The sequence below is a fragment of the Croceicoccus sp. Ery15 genome (assembly GCF_020985305.1).
Lineage (GTDB): Bacteria > Pseudomonadota > Alphaproteobacteria > Sphingomonadales > Sphingomonadaceae > Croceicoccus.
This window is the reverse complement of record NZ_CP087588.1, coordinates 3,240,515-3,256,201: the sequence shown is the minus strand read 5'-3', so window position 1 is coordinate 3,256,201 and position 15,687 is coordinate 3,240,515. Positions and strand designations below refer to the sequence as shown.

Annotated in this window: 16 protein-coding genes; 10 read left to right on the top strand and 6 right to left on the bottom strand. The window is 64.6% G+C overall.

Annotation, left to right across the window (positions count from 1 at the left end; genetic code table 11):
• Nucleotides 1-16 precede the first annotated feature (16 nt).
• A complete protein-coding gene (gene purN / locus LOZ77_RS15915; RefSeq protein WP_230279950.1) occupies nt 17-1,003 on the top strand; it encodes a phosphoribosylglycinamide formyltransferase in 987 nt (328 codons plus the stop codon).
• Between the two features lie 5 nt (nt 1,004-1,008).
• Here the strand turns inward: purN and LOZ77_RS15910 are convergent, their stop codons facing one another.
• The 6 genes from LOZ77_RS15910 to LOZ77_RS15885 all read right to left on the bottom strand — a co-directional run bounded on the left by LOZ77_RS15910 (nt 1,009) and on the right by LOZ77_RS15885 (nt 4,677).
• Nucleotides 1,009-1,266 carry a hypothetical protein gene (locus tag LOZ77_RS15910; RefSeq protein ID WP_230279949.1) on the bottom strand — a complete coding sequence of 86 codons (258 nt, stop codon included), beginning with the start codon at nt 1,264-1,266 and terminating at the stop codon, nt 1,009-1,011.
• 133 nt (nt 1,267-1,399) lie between these two features.
• Nucleotides 1,400-1,822 (bottom strand): nucleoside-diphosphate kinase, encoded by a 423-nt coding sequence (gene ndk, locus LOZ77_RS15905; RefSeq protein WP_230279948.1) that lies wholly within the window; start codon nt 1,820-1,822, stop codon nt 1,400-1,402.
• Nucleotides 1,823-1,992: 170 nt separating this feature from the next.
• Complete coding sequence (locus LOZ77_RS15900; protein ID WP_230279947.1) at nt 1,993-2,220, bottom strand: hypothetical protein; 228 nt, start codon at nt 2,218-2,220, stop codon at nt 1,993-1,995.
• 17 nt (nt 2,221-2,237) lie between these two features.
• Complete coding sequence (locus LOZ77_RS15895; RefSeq protein ID WP_230279946.1) at nt 2,238-2,747, bottom strand: hypothetical protein; 510 nt, start codon at nt 2,745-2,747, stop codon at nt 2,238-2,240.
• A gap of 33 nt (nt 2,748-2,780) precedes the next feature.
• Complete coding sequence (locus tag LOZ77_RS15890) at nt 2,781-3,218, bottom strand: DNA polymerase III subunit chi (RefSeq protein WP_230279945.1); 438 nt, start codon at nt 3,216-3,218, stop codon at nt 2,781-2,783.
• 10 nt (nt 3,219-3,228) lie between these two features.
• Entirely contained in the window at nt 3,229-4,677 is a 1,449-nt protein-coding gene (locus LOZ77_RS15885; protein WP_230279944.1) for a leucyl aminopeptidase, read from the bottom strand.
• 290 nt (nt 4,678-4,967) lie between these two features.
• Between LOZ77_RS15885 and LOZ77_RS15880 the strand changes: the two genes are divergently transcribed.
• From LOZ77_RS15880 to LOZ77_RS15840, 9 genes are all read left to right on the top strand, one after another.
• Nucleotides 4,968-7,376 carry an LPS-assembly protein LptD gene (locus tag LOZ77_RS15880; protein WP_230279943.1) on the top strand — a complete coding sequence of 803 codons (2,409 nt, stop codon included), beginning with the start codon at nt 4,968-4,970 and terminating at the stop codon, nt 7,374-7,376.
• Nucleotides 7,377-7,643: 267 nt separating this feature from the next.
• On the top strand, nt 7,644-9,005 hold the full coding sequence (locus LOZ77_RS15875; RefSeq protein WP_230279942.1) for a peptidylprolyl isomerase: 1,362 nt from the start codon (nt 7,644-7,646) through the stop codon (nt 9,003-9,005).
• Between the two features lie 17 nt (nt 9,006-9,022).
• Complete coding sequence (gene pdxA, locus LOZ77_RS15870) at nt 9,023-10,042, top strand: 4-hydroxythreonine-4-phosphate dehydrogenase PdxA (protein WP_230279941.1); 1,020 nt, start codon at nt 9,023-9,025, stop codon at nt 10,040-10,042.
• On the top strand, nt 10,039-10,863 hold the full coding sequence (gene rsmA / locus LOZ77_RS15865; protein ID WP_230279940.1) for a 16S rRNA (adenine(1518)-N(6)/adenine(1519)-N(6))-dimethyltransferase RsmA: 825 nt from the start codon (nt 10,039-10,041) through the stop codon (nt 10,861-10,863). The genes pdxA and rsmA overlap by 4 nt, the downstream gene beginning before the upstream one ends.
• 43 nt (nt 10,864-10,906) lie before the next feature.
• Complete coding sequence (locus LOZ77_RS15860) at nt 10,907-12,160, top strand: hydrolase (RefSeq protein WP_230279939.1); 1,254 nt, start codon at nt 10,907-10,909, stop codon at nt 12,158-12,160.
• Nucleotides 12,157-13,176, top strand: coding sequence for an arginine N-succinyltransferase (locus LOZ77_RS15855; RefSeq protein WP_230279938.1), 1,020 nt, complete (start codon nt 12,157-12,159; stop codon nt 13,174-13,176). Before LOZ77_RS15860 ends, LOZ77_RS15855 begins: the two co-directional genes overlap by 4 nt.
• A 12-nt stretch (nt 13,177-13,188) precedes the next feature.
• Nucleotides 13,189-14,436 (top strand): N-succinylarginine dihydrolase, encoded by a 1,248-nt coding sequence (locus tag LOZ77_RS15850; protein ID WP_230279937.1) that lies wholly within the window; start codon nt 13,189-13,191, stop codon nt 14,434-14,436.
• Nucleotides 14,437-14,519: 83 nt separating this feature from the next.
• The gene (locus LOZ77_RS15845; protein WP_230279936.1) at nt 14,520-14,783 is read left to right on the top strand and encodes a hypothetical protein; all 264 of its coding nucleotides are present in this window, start codon (nt 14,520-14,522) and stop codon (nt 14,781-14,783) included.
• Nucleotides 14,784-14,865: 82 nt separating this feature from the next.
• Nucleotides 14,866-15,657 carry a phosphatase PAP2 family protein gene (locus LOZ77_RS15840; protein WP_230279935.1) on the top strand — a complete coding sequence of 264 codons (792 nt, stop codon included), beginning with the start codon at nt 14,866-14,868 and terminating at the stop codon, nt 15,655-15,657.
• Nucleotides 15,658-15,687: the final 30 nt, after the last annotated feature.

Below are 15,687 nucleotides of genomic sequence, written 5' to 3'. Positions count from 1 at the left end.
AAATGGCGGATCGGGCATGATCGCGCCGTCATCGACGTCCATTGCCGCCAAGGCCCGCGTCGCCGTGCTGATCAGCGGCACGGGCAGCAATATGGCCGCGCTGCTTTACGCCAGCCGCCGCGAAAACTGTCCGTATGAGATCGTGCTGGTCGCATCGAACAATCCTGATGCTAAGGGGCTGGCGCTGGCCAGGGCCGAAGGTGTGGCGACCTTTGCCCTGCCGCACAAAGGGATGAAGCGGCCCGAGCATGACGATGCGATGGATGCCGCGATCCGCGATGCGGGGGCGGAATATGTCGCACTGGCCGGATATATGCGCATCCTGACCCCCGCATTCGTGGGCCGGTGGGAAGGTCGCATGGTCAATATCCATCCTTCGCTGCTGCCGAAATACAAGGGGCTGGACACGCATGGCCGCGCGATTGCAGCCGGTGACAGCCATGGCGGATGTTCGGTCCATCTGGTCACGGCGGAGCTGGACGACGGGCCGGTGCTGGGCCAGACGCCGGTGGCGATCCTGCCCGACGACACCGGCGAAACGCTGGCCGCGCGCGTGTTGTTTGCCGAACACCAGCTTTATTCGCGCTGTCTGGAAGATCTGGTCAGCCGCCCGTTTCGCGCCGACTGGCTGTTCGAACGGGTCGGCCGCATCGCGCTGGCCCTGCCCGAGGCAGAGGTTCGCGATTCGCATGGCAGTCCCGCGTGGCACACCGGCGGGAAGAGCGGGAAGTTCTTTGCTCATTTTGCCGACCGCCACCATGGCGAGGCGCATATTGCCGTGCTGGTCAAAACCTCCGGCGTGGACGAGGTGGAGGAAATGGCCGCCCGCGATCCCGAAATCTGGTTCCGCCCCGCCTATTACGGGGCCAGCGGCTGGGCCGGCCTGATCCTCAACCGCCCCGGCGTCGATTGGGACCATGTGGGTGAATGGGTCGAACGCAGCTGGCGCGCGGTCGCGCCCAAACGGCTGGCGGGCCTGCGCGCCGCGGCTGATGAGTTCTAGGGCCCCTATTCGCCCAGATTATCGGCCAGCCAGCTGAGCAAGCCGAAATTTACCAGCACCGATCCGGCCCAGACCAAGAGGTCCATCCATGGCTGATCGGGTCCGGTAAAGCGGGTCAGGAACGATCCCGGCACCGACATGGCGTTCAGCACGGTGGGTGCCAGCGGGTCGGGCTGTGCTACGACGGCCATCAGATACAGGCCGATCCACGCGGACAGGGCAATGCCCACCAACAGATAGATCAGCGCAAATACCCGCAACATGACAAAGGCCCCCTCGATCCCTTCATGCCCTTTATCGGGGCAGGATAGCAAATCGAGGGGGCCTAATATATTACAAAGCCCGTTCAGAAACCTAATGGTCCTTGCGGGGCTGTAATGTCCCGAAACGGGATGATCAGCCGACGATTTCTTCGGGCTTGAAGAAGAAGTCGATCTCGATCTTCGCGTTTTCGTCGCTGTCCGAACCGTGGACCGAATTGGCTTCGATCGATTCGGCATAGGTTTTGCGAATGGTGCCTTCGGCTGCATCGGCGGGATTGGTCGCGCCCATCACGTCGCGGTTACGCTTTACGGCGTCTTCGCCTTCCAGCACCTGCACGACCACGGGGCCGCTGATCATGAATTCGACCAGCTCGCCAAAGAAGGGGCGTTCCTTGTGAACGGCGTAAAAGCCTTCGGCCTGTTCGCGGCTCATCTGGATGCGCTTGGAAGCGACGACGCGCAGGCCGGCTTCTTCCAGCATCTTGGTGACGCCGCCGGTCAGGTTGCGGCGGGTGGCATCGGGCTTGATGATCGAAAAGGTGCGGGTAACCGCCATGGTATTATTCCTCTGCGTGAAATCGGGTGCGCGCGGGTGAAAATCGGCAGCCGCGCGATGCCCGCGCCCCTAGCCGCGCGGACGGACGGGCACAACCCTGTTGTGGTTGGCCTGTTGTGGGGCCGGTTATGCGGAGCGACCGAACTTGCGAAAGGAATTACACGCGTCGGTCATTTGCCGAACAGCTTTCGCACGATGAACACGACGATCGAAACACCCGCCGCAAAGAGCAGCGCAGTGCCGATCTTGCCGAACATATTGTCGTAAAATCCGTCAGGACGGGAAAATTGCGCCGCCTGATCGGGTGTATTGACTGCCACGACCATGAACAGCGCCACTCCGATCAATAGCGCCAGCATGACGGGGCCGAGTGGCCCTTTAAGATTGCCTCTCGCCACGGCGCGCGCCCTGATCCCTATCCCTCGGTCCCATAGGCAATTTGCACCTGTGTCTTGCCATCGCCGCCATTGGCGACCACGTTCACGCCCAAAGCGTCGCTGCGGGCGCCCAGTACCTGGCTGCCCGAAAACTGGCCCTCGCTCTCGATCTCCAGCCCCGCGTTTTCAGCCTGTTTCCTATAGAAGGCGATCACTTTTTCGGGCGGGGCAGAGGTTTCCATGGCGATCATGCCGCCGCTTTTGCCGCCCTGATTGCCCTCGACGCTCATGGTGATTTTCGCGCCGGGATATGCGGTAAAGCCCTTGGGCAGATTTTCCGCACTGCCGGTTCCGGTTTTCACCACGGCCTCGGCCCCGTCGGCACGCAAGGTCATGGTACCATCGTCGTCATCGCCAACCGTGACGCTGCCGTCGGGCGTGGTGATGGTGGTGCCGCCGTCATCGGCATCCCCCCCGCCGCCGCACGCGGCAAGGGTCAAGGCGGAAAGGGCCAGTGCGGCCATGGCGGTCATGCGATCTGTCTTCATGCTTTCGTTCCCCCCGGACGTTAGCGTTCTAAATCAGGGCCCCTCGCGCCAGCGTCCCGACGCATCCTGGCTCCAGTAATGACGTTCGATACCGGCCTGCTGGCCCAATGCGCGCCAGCATACACGCGCATCTGCGATCGTCGATTCGGAGAATAGCAGAAGCGCACGGTCGAATCCCAGCGCCTCTTCGCGCCAGCGGCCATCGGCCAACGCGACGATGCCCGCATCATTGGCCGCAGCGGGGCTTTCGCCGATCAGCACCGGCTGGCGCGCATCGTTTTCACCGCCCGCCTCACCATTGGCGAGGAAACCGGGCGCTTCCCATAATTGCCGCGAAATCGCGCTGCGCTGGGCGGGGTCGGCGCTGACGACCATCATGCGCTGCCCCGCGCCCAGCACCTTGCCCGCCAGCATGGCAAGGGCCGATTCCGCGCTGTCGCGCGTCAGATGATAGAAATCGACCCGCGCCACGGCTGTTGCATCAGCCCTTCAGCGTGTCGCGCACGAACCGGTCGAGAAGCCGCACGCCATAGCCGGTCGCCCCCTTGTCCCAGGTCGCGCCCGGCTTGTCGGCCCAGACCATGCCTGCCACGTCCAGATGTGCCCAAGGCGTATCGTTCTGGATGAAACGCTGCAGGAACTGGGCAGCCGTGATAGAGCCGCCGAAACGCGGACCCACGTTCTTCATGTCCGCAATCTGCGAATCGAGCAGCTTGTCGTATTCGGGGGCCAGCGGAAAACGCCACAATTTCTCGCCCACGCTCTTGCCCGCGGCAGTCAGCGCCTCGGAAAGCTCGTCATTGTTCGAGAACAGGCCCGCGTGTTCCTTGCCCAGCGAGATCAGGATGGCGCCGGTCAAAGTGGCCAGATCGACGATCTTGGCGGGTTTGAATGTCTGCTGCACCCAGGTCAGCGCATCGCACAGCACAAGGCGTCCTTCGGCATCGGTGTTGATCACTTCGATCGTCTGGCCCGACATCGATTTCACGATGTCTCCCGGGCGCTGCGCATTGCCATCGGGCATATTCTCGGTCAGGCCGCAGATGCCCACGACATTGGCCTTGGCCTTGCGCTTTGCCAGCGCCAGCATCGTGCCTGCGACCGCGCCCGCGCCGCCCATGTCCCACTTCATTTCTTCCATGCCGGCAGCAGGTTTGATCGAAATGCCGCCCGAATCGAAGGTCACGCCCTTGCCCACGAAAGCGACCGGCGCTTCGTCGCCGCCGCCCTTCCAGTGCATGGCGATGATGCGCGCAGGCCGGTCGATCGACCCCTGCCCCACGCCCAGCAGCGCGCCCATGCCCAGCCGCGCCATATCGTCGACGGTCAGCACGGTGATTTCCACGCCGCTGCCTTCCAGACGCGCCTTGCACCGTTCGACGAAGGTTTCGGGATAGATCGTATTGGCCGGTTCGCTGACCAGTTCGCGCGTGAATTCGACGCCGGTTGCGACCGCGGCGGCGTCATCCCATGCCGCTTCGCTGCCCGCGGGCGCGCCGGTCACGACGATTTCTGTCAGCGAAGGCTTCTGCTCGTCCTTCAGCGTGGTGCGATAGGTGTCGATCCGCCACGCCCGCAGCCGCGCACCCAGCAGCAGCGCCGCCGCGCCCGATGCGTCGATGCCGGTCGCGGACAGATCCATGCCCAGCGCCTTTTTGCCCGATGTGAGATATTTCGCCGACAGCACCGCGCCCGCGCGTTCCAGCGAAGATGCATCGCCCTTGCCCGTTCCCAGCAGAACGATCTGCTGCACTGTTCCGTCCACTTCGGCGAAGCCGTCGAACAGCTGGCCCGCCTTGCCCGCAAAGCGGCTGGCCTTGGCCCCGTCGCGCACCGTGGCGGGCAGGGTTTCGGGCAGCGCCCCCTCGCCCACCGGCAGGACGGTGACGCGCAGATCGGCGGGAAGCGATTCGGCGAAAGTAATCTTCATGGGAGTGACCTTTATCCTGCTGTCATTCTGCTTTCATGCACCGCCGGAAGGGGTTGGCGGCACGGCAAACCGGTTTCGGTGTCCGGCAAGCACTGGTTTTACGCGATTGCAGTTAGGGAGCGGCGGTGCGATAGGCAAGCCGTCCCGCCCGATGCGACCCGTCGGGCCATAGTTTGCAACCCCCGGCGCATCGCCCGCGCGTATCAGAGCCTTTCGAGATCGAGCATCAGCGTCACATGCGAATTCCCGCGAACGGTCAGGCCCCAATTCTGCCGCCGGCTCATCGAGTTATGGCTGCCAACCGCGTGATCGCGGGCTTTTCCGCGCGCCTGCTGGCGGGCGCAGCGCTGGTCGCAGCGCTGCCTGCCATGGCGCAGGATAGCAACGGTCAGAATGCCAATGCCCAACCGCAAAGCGGAGCGGATCTGCTGGAACAGACGCCCGCAGACATGCCGCCCGTCACTATCGACGAACCGGGCTTTTGGGACGAAATAGATCACGCGCTTTATCCCGACAGTGTCGAGGATGCGCCCCCTCCCCCCGCAGGCACGCCGGAATCGCCATTCGGGATCGAGGCGCCCGAGGACGAGAACCAGATCGCATTCGAAGCGGACGAACTGGGGTATGAAAGCGGCGACGAAATCATCGTCGCGTCGGGCCGCGTTCTGCTGCGCCGGCAGGACCAGCAGTTGCAGGCCGATGAAGTGCGCTGGAACCGCTCCACCGGACAGATCGTGGCGACCGGCGATATCCGGCTGGTGGACCAGAGCGGCAATGTGCTGTTCACCGACCGGCTGGAACTGACCGACGAATTGCGCGCGGGCGCGATGCAGAACATGCTGCTGGTGCTGGCACAGGGCGGGCGCATGGCCGCACGTCGGGGCGAGCGGCTGGACGACGAGCGTGTCACGCTGACCGACGCGGCCTATAGCCCCTGCCCGGTCGAGGATGCCGACGGCTGCGGACAGGACCCGAGCTGGCGCATTACGGCGGATAATGTCGCCTATGACCCCGCCACGCAGATGATCCGGTTCCGCGGGGCAAAGCTGGAACTGTTCGGCCTGTCGCTGGTGCCTTTGCCGTGGATGGAAATCCGCGCCGACGGCCAGCCGGTATCGGGCCTTGTCACGCCCGACCTGCGCTTTTCCGCATCGAACGGGATGGAAGTCGAGGCGGGCTATTACTGGCGCATCGCCGCCAATCGCGAGCTGACGCTGAAGGGCACCGCCTATACCGAAGTGCTGCCCATGGCGCAGGCGCGCTATGCCGCGCTGACCGAGGACGGAGCCTATCAGCTGACGGGGTACATCACCTCGTCCTCGCGCGTGCCCATCGGCGATGCGACCGAGATCACGCCGCAAGAGGAAAAGGACCTGCGCGGCTATTTCGATGCGAACGGCCGGTTCCAGCTGGACGAGAACTGGAGCGTTACCGGATCGATCCGCGTCGCCAGCGACCGCACTTTCCTGCGCCGTTACGACATCAGCCGCGACGACCGCCTGCGTTCGATGGTGAATGTCGAGCGGATCGACGAGGATTCCTATTTATCCTTTGCCGGCTGGGCGACGCAGACCCTGCGCGTGGACGAGGAACAGGGGCTGGTGCCGATGGCGTTGCCCGCGATCGATTACCGCCGCCGCATCGCCGATCCGCTGCTGGGCGGGCAAATCATGCTGCAGGCCAATTCGATGGCCCTGTTCCGCGCTGACGGACAGGATACGCAGCGTGCCTTTGCCAGTGCGGAATGGAACCTGCGGGAACTAACCCCGTGGGGACAGGTGGTGGAACTGACCGCGCTGGCCCGCGGCGATGCCTATCACTCCACCGACAACGCGCTGACCAGCGTCGATCTGTATCGGGGCCGGTCGGGCTGGCAGGGTCGCGGGGTGGCGCTGGGCGCGATCGATGTGACCTATCCGCTGACGGGCGCCTTTCTGGGCGGGACACAGGTTCTGACCCCGCACATCCAGCTGGTCGCGACGCCCGACATCAAGAATCTCGACATCCCGAACGAGGATTCGCGCGCCTTCGACCTTGAGGATACCAATCTCTTCTCGCTCAACCGCTTTCCCGGTTACGACCGCGTGGAAGACGGGGTGCGGCTGACATACGGATTCGACTGGCGCTGGACCGCGCCGGGCTGGCGGATCGATGCCAGCCTTGGGCAAAGCTATCGCATGTCGGGCAATTCAGACCTCTATCCCGACGGCACCGGCCTTACCGGCGATACGTCGGATATCGTCGGGCGGGTCGATGTGCGCTGGCGCGAATGGGTGAAATTCGCGCATCGCTTCCGCGTGGACAAGGATACGCTGGCCGTGCGCCGCAACGAATGGGACGTCGCGGTGGGTACGCGCGACACCTATCTGGAAGCGGGCTATCTGCGCTTGAACCGCGACATTCCCGACACGCTGGAAGATTTGCGCGACCGCGAGGAAATCCGCCTTGCGGGCCGGGTCGCGTTCATGGACCACATGTCGGTTTTCGGATCGACCGTGATCAACCTGACCGACGCGGCCGAGGACCCCGGCAATACGTCGGACGGTTTCGATCCGCTGCGCACGCGGCTGGGCGTTGCGTATGAGGATGAGTGCATCGAACTGGGCCTGACATGGCGGCGCGACACACGCAGCACCGGCGATGCGCAGGCGGGCGATACGTTTCTGCTGCGTTTCCGGCTGAAAGGCATCGGGTTCTGATAGGTCCGGCCGGTGCATGCACGCCCATAGGGCCATTGCCGAAAGGGCGCTGCCGCCCTACACGGCCTTTCCCCCGGGATGCACATGGCGGGCTGCTTCATGGTGAACCGGCTCAGCCACGGTTAAGCCGGATCACGGCACAGGGGACGCTGCGGGCAGGACCGGCCGTGCTGCCTTTCCGGCAAGCGGCGCTCCGGTAACGGACCGTGACACAAGGATTTTACCGCGCCTGTCCGGCGTAAGGGGCAGATGCGGCAAGGGATGCTGATGATGACGACAGATGTGACGATTGCCAGATTGCAGCGCGGTGCGGCGGGAATTTGTGCCGCGGCGCTGATCGCCGTGCTTCCGGCAGCGGCGCAGGGGCAAAGCGCGCAACCCTCGATCGGCCCGTCGGTCGGAATGGAAAGCACCCCTGCGGCAAACGGTACTTCCGGCGTCCGCACCGCCAGCGCCAAGGTCAATGGCGAGATCATCACCCAGACCGATATCGACCAGCGCGTCGCATGGCTGGAAGCGACGAACCAGCGCCGCCTGACCCCGCAGGAACGCGAACAGGTGGTCCAGCAGCTGGTGGACGAGCTGATCCAGATCCAGAACGCGCGCGAGGCAGAGATCACCATCACCTCGGAAGAGGTGTTGCAGATGTACGACCGCTATGCCCAGCGCGAACTGGGCGTCACCTCGGCCGAGCTGGACGAGCTGACCAGGTCGGTCGGCTCCTCGCCCGCGTCGATCCAACGCATGTTGCTGGCCCAGACTGCGTGGCAGCAATTGCTGCGCCGTAATGTCGCGCCGCTGGTCAATGTCTCCGCACGCGAGGTGAACGAACAGATCGAGCGGATGAAGGCCGATCAGGGCACTGCCGAATACCGGCTGGGCGAGATTTACGTGGCCGCCCCCGCAGGCGCCGACGCACAGGTTGAACAGCGCATGCAGGCGATCATGACGCAATTGCAGGAAACCGGCGATTTCGCGGCGGTCGCGGCGCAATATTCGCAGGCCTCGACCGCGGCGCGCGGCGGCGATCTGGGCTTCGTGCGGCTGGATCGCCTGCCGCCCGAACTGGCCGCGATCGTGCCGCAGATGGAAACCGGCCAGTTGCAAGGTCCGATCCCGTGCTGCGGCGGCTATTCCATCCTGTATATGCGCGACAAGCGGCAGGTGATGGTGGCCGATCCGCGCGACGGTCAGGTCAGCCTTGCCCAGATCACGATCAACATGCCCGCAGGCCTGTCGATGAACGAGATGAACCGTTTTGCCGCCGATTTCGGCACCAAGACGCAGGGGTTCACCGGCGGTTGCTCCACGGTCGAGGCCGATGCGAAGAAGATCGGTGCCGAAGCGGTGCTGGTGAACCAGATCGCGATCCGCCAGCTGCCCAACCAGCTGCAGGAAATGGTGATGAGCACGCCCGACGGCGGCGTGACCCGCCCCTATGGCGTGGCCGCCAGCGACGCGAGCCAGCCGCTGCGCGCGATGATGGTGTGCAGCCGGTCCGACCCGCCGATGCTGAACGGCCCGACTTTCGATCAGGTGATGAACCAGATCGAGGACGAGCGCATCGAACGCCGCGCCCAGAACTATATGCGCGACCTGCGCCGCGACGCCATCGTCGAGTATAACTGATCGAAGCGGCGGCCCCGATGCTCCATCAGGCGCCTTCGGGGCTTGTCGTATCGACAGGCGATCCGGCCGGAATCGGTCCGGAACTGATCGCGCGGCTGTGGGAAATGCGCGGGGCAGAGGCTTTGCCTCCCTTCGCCTGCGTCGGCAGCGCCACCCTGTTGCAGGCCGCCGCTGCCAGCGTGGGCATCGATCTGCCGGTCGCGCGCATCGAAACCATGGCACAGGCGGGCGATATGTTTGCCGATGCGCTGCCGGTGATCGATCTGGGCGATGTCCCGTACCGCCCCGGCCAGCCCGATGCGCAGGGGGCGCGGCTGGCGCTGGACAGCCTGACCCGTGCCAGCGCCATGGCCGTATCGGGTGAGGCTGGCGGCATATTGACTGCCCCGATCGCCAAGGCCGAACTGGCGAAGGTCGGTTTTACCCATCCGGGCCAGACCGAATTCGTGGCCGAAGCCTGCGGCGCGCCCGCCGACGACGCGGTGATGATGCTGGCCGGACCGTCGCTGCGCGTCGTGCCCATTACGGTCCATGTCGCCCTGTCGCGCGTGCCCGCATTGCTGTCCGCCCGGCTGATCCATCGCCGCACCGCCATCGCCGCCCGCGCCCTGCAGCGCGATTTCGGCATTGCCGCACCGCGCATTGCCGTCGCGGGGCTGAACCCCCATGCCGGAGAGAACGGACGCATGGGCAGCGAGGATGCGGCGATTATCGCGCCTGCCGTCGAACAATTGCGCGCGGACGGGTTCGACGTGCGCGGGCCGCTGCCTGCCGACACCATGTTCCACGCCGCCGCGCGCGAAACCTATGATTTTGCAGTGTGCATGTATCACGATCAGGCACTGATCCCGCTGAAGGCGCTGGATTTCGACAAAGGCGTCAATGTCACGCTGGGCCTGCCGGTGATCCGCACCTCGCCCGATCATGGCACCGCGTTCGACATCGCGGGCACGGGCCGTGCGCATGCGGGGCCGATGCTGGCGGCGCTGCGCATGGCAGGCGAATGCGCCGCGCGGCGACACAGGATCGCGGCATGAACGCGCCCCAACTGCCCCCCTTGCGCGAAGTCATCGCGAAACACGGGCTGTCCGCGTCAAAGGCACTGGGCCAGAATTTCCTGTTCGACGAACAATTGCTTGACCGCATCGCCGCAATACCCGGCTCGTTGAAGGACCGGGATGTGCTGGAAATCGGCCCTGGCCCCGGCGGGCTGACCCGCGCCCTGCTGCGCGCAGGGGCAAAGGTCACCGCGATTGAGATGGACCGCCGCTGCCTGCCCGCTCTGGCCGAACTGGGAGAGACCTTTCCCGACCGGCTTACGGTGATCGAGGGCGATGCCATGGCCATCGATCACGACAGCCTGTTCGACGGGCCTTATGCCGTTGTGGCCAACCTGCCCTATAATGTCGGCACGGCGCTGTTCACCCGCTGGATGGGACAGGAAGAATGGCCGCCGCGATGGACGTCGCTGACGCTGATGTTCCAGCAGGAAGTCGCGCAGCGCATCGTCGCAAGTCCCAATAGCAGCGCCTATGGCCGTCTGGCCGTGTTGGGTCAGTGGCGGGCCGAAGCGCGGATCGCGATGAAAGTGCATCGCAGCGCCTTTACCCCGCCGCCCAAGGTGATGAGCGCCATCGTCCACGCCGTCCCCGCCGCCGCGCCGCGGGGCGTGTCGATGCGCGTGCTGGCCCGCGTGACAGAGGCGGCGTTCGGCCAGCGGCGCAAAATGCTGCGCCAGTCGCTGAAAAATGTGGCGGGCGCGCTGGACGCGCTGGCCACGCTGGATATCGATCCCGCTCGCCGCGCAGAGACTTTGTCGATCGCGGAATTCTGCGCCATCGCGCGCGAACTTACCTGAGCGGGTTTCATTACGACCCCGACTGCACTACCTCTTGTTGCATATGAAACCAGAGGATCCCGCCATTACCGCCGCACAGGCCGCCATGCTGGCCGCCATCGAGCCCGCCCGCATGTTGGACCGCACGCTGGCGTGGAGCGCGATCAACAGCGGGACGGGCAATCTGGACGGGCTGGCGCATCAGGCAGAATTGCTGGCGGCCTGCTTTGGCGAATTACCGGGCGAGGTGCGGATGGAAGACCCCGCCCCCGTCAGCGCCATCGATGCGGCGGGCCGCGAAATCGCCTTGCAGCGTGGGCAGCATCTCGTCCTTTCGGTCCGTCCCGACGCGGCACGGCGGGTGTTGCTGACGGGGCATATGGACACGGTTTTTCCCGCCGACCACCCGTTCCAGACGATCCGCGAACTGGAACGGGGCGTGCTGAACGGACCCGGCCTTGCCGACATGAAGGGCGGCATCGCGGTCATGGCAGAGGCATTACTGGCGTTCGAGCGCAGCCCGCTGGCATCCACGCTGGGCTATGATGTGATGATCAATTCGGACGAGGAAGTGGGCAGCCAGTCCTCTGCCCCGCTGATCGCGCGACTGGCGGCGGACAAGCTGGCGGCGCTGACCTATGAACCCGCGACCATGCCCGATGGCACGATGGCGGGCGCGCGGGGCGGTTCGGGCAATTACTCGGTAATTTTCACGGGCCGTTCGGCGCATGCGGGACGCAATCCGCAGGACGGGCGCAACGCGCTGGTCGCTGCCAGCGATCTGGTCCTGCGGCTGAAGGCAATGCAAACCACCGATCTGCCGATCAATCCGGCGAAGATCGACGGCGGCAGCGCCAATAATGTCGTGCCCGACCATGCGGTGCTGCGTTTCAACATCCGCCCCAAAAGCCGCAAGGTCGCGGAGGCGTTCGAGGGCAGCCTGCCCGGCCTGCTCAACGCGATTGCTGCGCAGCACGAGGTGGAGGTGCATCTGCACGGCGGCATATCGCGCCCGCCCAAACCCGTCGATCCGCAAGCCGCGCGCCTGTTCGCTCTGGTCGACGATAGCGCGCGCGCATTGGGCCTGATCGCAGCGCGGCGCGATACGGGCGGAGTGTGCGACGGCAATAATATCGCGGCCTGCGGCGTGCCCGTGGTCGATACGATGGGCGTGCGCGGCGGGGCGATCCACTCTCCGGACGAATATCTGATCGTCGAATCGCTGGCCGAACGCGCACAATTGTCGGCGCTGGTTTTGCGCCGCCTTGCGCAGCATGGTCTTGGCGACGGCGCGCCCGACCTTTCGGAGAATGCATGACCCATATCATCCGCCCTTCGCGTCCCGACGATCTGGAAGCCTTGTATGAAATGGCGAAGCTGACCGGCGGCGGCTTTACCAACCTTCCGCCCGACCGGCCCGCGTTGACCGCCAAGCTGAACGCCAGCGCGCGCGCTTTCTCCCGACCGGCCGACTCCGAAATCGGCAATGATCTGTTCGTGCTGATGCTGGAGGATGCAGCCAGCGGCCGGATATTGGGCACATGCCAGATCTTCAGCCGGATCGGCGGCGATCTGCCGTTCTATTCCTATCGCATCGCCACGCTGACGACCCACAGCCGCGAGCTTGACCGCACATTCCGCAACCAGATGCTGAACCTCGTCACCGATCTGGAAGGGTCGAGCGAGGTCGGCGGGCTGTTCCTTCACCCCAATGCGCGTGCGGGCGGGCTAGGCATGTTGCTGGCGCGCAGCCGTTATCTGTTCATCGCCATGCATCGCGCGCGTTTCGGCGACCGGTTGCTGGCCGAATTGCGCGGCGTGGTCGACGCACAGGGCAACGCGCCGTTCTGGGACGGTGTCGCGGGCCGGTTTTTCGGCATGAGCTTTCGCGATGCCGACGAATTCAACGCATTGCACGGCAACCAGTTCATTGCCGATCTGATGCCCAAGAACCCGATCTATGTGAATATGATCAGCGAGGAAGCGCGCGATGCCATCGCCGTGACCCACGAAAGCGGCCGCCCCGCCCGCCGCATGCTGGAGGCAGAGGGTTTCCGCTTTGAAAACTATGTCGATATTTTCGATGCCGGCCCGACGATGATCGCACGCACCGATCAGGTGAAGACGATTGCCGCCACGCGCGGTGCCTCCATGGCGACGGGCGAACCGGCGAACTGCCAGCGCGCGCTGGTCGCGGCGGGGGCGTTACAGGATTTCCGCTGCGCCATGGCACGGGTAGAGCCGCGCGACGACGGATCGCTGGCGGTGGAGGCAGAGGCTGCCGCCGCGCTGCAACTGCGCCCCGGCGATGCGCTGTTCTGGGCGCCGCGATAAAGGACCATGCCCATGCTGCGCGAGATCAATTTCGACGGGATCGTCGGCCCTTCGCATAATTACGCGGGACTCAGCCTTGGCAATCTGGCCGCTACGCGCCACGCGGGCGATACGGCCTTTCCGCGAGAGGCGGCGCTGCAGGGCATTGCCAAGATGCGCCATAATTTGCGGCTGGGGCTGGGACAGGGCTTTTTCCTGCCGCTGCCGCGCCCGAACCGCGCTTTTCTGCACGACATGTGCGCCAATGAAGAGTTCGATCCGGCACTGACGGCCATGGCATGGTCGGCCAGTTCGATGTGGACCGCCAATGCCGCCACCGTTTCCCCCGCGCCCGATACGGCGGACGGGCGTTGCCATCTGACGGTCGCCAATCTGGTGACCATGCCGCACCGGTCGATCGAATGGCCCGACACTCTGCGGCAATTGCGCATCGCCTTTGCAGACCAGACGCATTTTGCCGTCCACGGCCCCGTGCCGCCCACTTTCGGTGACGAAGGCGCGGCAAACCATATGCGCATGGGCGCTTCGCATGCCGAGGCAGGGGTCGAAATTTTCATCTATGGCCGCCCCGGCGGGAAATTTCCCGCCCGCCAGCACGAGCAGGCGTTCCGCGCCATCGCGCGCCGCCACGGCCTGAACCCGGGACGCTGCATCTTTGCCGAACAGGCGCCCGAGGCGATTGCCGCAGGGGCGTTCCACAATGACGTGGTGGCCGTCGCGAACGAGGATGTGCTATTCTGCCACGACCAGGCCTTCGCCGATAAAGACGCGCTCTATGCCGCGATCCGCGAAAAGCTGCCCACGGCCAAAATCGTCGAGGTTCCGGCCAGTGCCGTCAGCCTTGCCGATGCCATTTCGAGTTACCTCTTCAACGCGCAGCTGGTGACTTTGCCCGAAGGGGTGCAGGCGCTGATCGTGCCGACCGAAGCGTGGGACAATGCGCCCGTGCGCGCCTTTCTGGATGCGATGGTCGCAGGCAACGGACCCATTCGCAAGGTGCTGCCCGTCGACGTGCGGCAATCCATGGCCAATGGCGGAGGGCCAGCATGTCTGCGGCTTCGCGTGGTGGCTGACCCTGCAACGGTGGACCCGCGCTTTATGCTGGACGACGCCAAGGCCGACCTTCTGGAAGGGGTGATCGCGCGCCATTGGCCCGAGCGGATATCCTCTGCCGAAATCGGCAACGAAGCCCTCGCCGACCATATCCGCAACGCGCACGGGCACCTGTGCGAGGCCGTTGGGCTCAAGGATTATGGTTAACAACTTTGTCGGGAACCGTCAGAAAGGTTACCAAGTTCTTAACAAGAGGATTCGCCCGCAACTGTTGAGGAGTTGACCAAGCCTTGTTCGCCGCCAAACTCAAAAAGCTGGGTCGGCTGTTCGTCATCAAGACGCGGATAGAGGCCTATCTGGTCATCTATGCATTGGGGCTTGGCGCGGCGGAGCGCGGTACGCATTACCTCGACCAATATCCCGGATACGGCGGATATTTGCTGTTTCTGGCTTGCACCGGCTCAGTCTTTCTGGCGGGCGCGAAAATCCTCGATTGCGTCAGGATGGAGCGCGAGAAACGGGACACCACGACCATTCCGACCACCGCCGACTGATTGCTTTCGGGGGAAATACCGATATTCCCCGCTCCGTTCTACCGATAGCACCGGTCCCGACGATCCATAACCGGGGGACTGTATGATGGCGAAATCATGGACACTGCTGCTGATCGCGGGGGCCGCGTGGCTGCCCGCCGCTTGCGCCACAACAGCCCTCGCGCCGGTCGATACGACCGCCAACACCCCTCCCACCTCGATCGAGGAAGTCGGTGTGATCAGCGAGAATTACCCGCTGCCCAAAGGTTATTTAGCCCCTGCCGATGCGCCCGATAGCCTGGCCTTGCTGCCACCCCCACCTGCCGCAGGAACCGCTGCCAAGGCCGCCGACCAGCAAGCCTATGTCGATGCGATTTCCGCCCCGCCCGAACGACAGGCCCTGGCTGCGTCGGACGCCGATCTGAACTGGCCGCATGTGGTATCGTCGTTCGAACCCATCGTCGGCATGTCGCTGTCCGACGGGTCGAAACCCCATACCGAAATGCTGCTGCGCCGCGCGATGACCGATGCGGGCCTGTCCACCTATCGCGCCAAGAACCATTACCAGCGCGTTCGCCCCTTTGTCGAGAACGAGGCGGGAAGCTGCACGCCCGACGAGGAAGAGGTGCTGCGGACCGACGGATCTTACCCGTCAGGCCACACCGCCATCGGCTGGATGCTGGCGCTGGTGCTGACCGAACTGGTCCCCGCGAAAGAGAACGAGATACTGAAACGCGGCTATGATTTTGGCCAAAGCCGCGTCGTCTGCCGCGTCCATTGGTATAGCGACACCGTATCGGGCCGGAACATCGCATCGGCCACCTTCGCCCGACTTCAGGCCGATCCGGTATTCAGGGCGCAGGCCGAACTGGCAAAGAAGGAACTGGCTGAATAGGCACAGATGCGCGCTGACTAGGTCTGCCGC